The organism is Neoluteolibacter marinus (genome assembly GCF_014904755.1).
Lineage (GTDB): Bacteria > Verrucomicrobiota > Verrucomicrobiia > Verrucomicrobiales > Akkermansiaceae > Haloferula > Haloferula marina.
The window spans coordinates 1-860 of record NZ_JACZFQ010000206.1 but is presented as its reverse complement, the minus strand read 5'-3'; the positions used below and the strand labels follow the sequence as shown (position 1 = coordinate 860).

2 protein-coding genes are annotated in these 860 nt (G+C 69.2%); one reads left to right on the top strand and one right to left on the bottom strand.

What is annotated here, in order from left to right:
* Positions 1 to 594, bottom strand: a 594-nt coding sequence (locus IG178_RS24490; protein ID WP_193215211.1) for an LLM class flavin-dependent oxidoreductase, incomplete at its 3' end; no start/stop codon positions are given.
* Positions 595 to 631: 37 nt separating this feature from the next.
* On the opposite strand from IG178_RS24490, the gene IG178_RS24485 reads away from it, so the two are divergent.
* The coding region (locus IG178_RS24485; RefSeq protein ID WP_193215210.1) for a recombinase family protein at positions 632 to 860 on the top strand (229 nt) is incomplete at its 3' end.

Below are 860 nucleotides of genomic sequence, written 5' to 3'. Positions count from 1 at the left end.
GGTGCTGCGGAAGCCGTCGATGATGCCGATCTGGTCCTGGCCCTCGCGCTGCAGCTGCCCGTACAGCGCCTGGTCCTCGGCGGTGACGATCGGGAAGATGCTGCGGCTCACGCTCGTGCGCGGAGTCCGGCTGTGGCCTGCGGCCTTCCACGCCTCCCGGTACTGCTGCAGCTGCTCGGCCTGCAGATCGGCGAATGCGGCGCCGGTGGCCTCGGTGAGCAGGGTCGAGCTCATGAGGTTCACGCCCTCGCGCCCGGCCCACTCGGCCGTCTCACGGCTGCCGGCGCCCCACCAGATCCGCTCGTCCAGACCCGGCGAATGCGGCTCGACGTGCAGCCGCATGCCCCGTCCGTGCTGGGCGGGATCGGCGTCGACCATCGTCTCCCCTCGCACGGCCGCCATCAGCTGATCGAACTTGGGGCGGGCGATATCTGCACCGCGCGGGTCGGTGGAACCGGTGTAGCCGAAGGCCTCCCAGCCGCGCAGCGCCGGCTCGGGCGATCCGCGGCTGATGCCGATGGCCAGGCGCTGATCGCTGAGCAGATCCAGCGCCCCCAGCTCCTCGGCCAGATAGAGGGGGTTCTCGTAGAGCATGTCGCGGTTGTGACACTCGTTCCGTAAGCTTGGTTGCATGGTCGAACTGGTAGCGCTGAGGAAGACGAACGAGGTGGCCGCGTACGTCCGCGCCTCCATGGACCGCAAGGGTGACCGCTGGACGGTCGATACGCAGCTGAGGAAGATCAGGGCGCTGGCCGAGGCCAAGGACTGGAACGTCGTCGAGGTCTACGAGGACAACGCGGTGTCGGCGACGAAGAAGCGCCGCGCTGGCACCCGCTGGGCCGAGATGCTGGACGACGCCC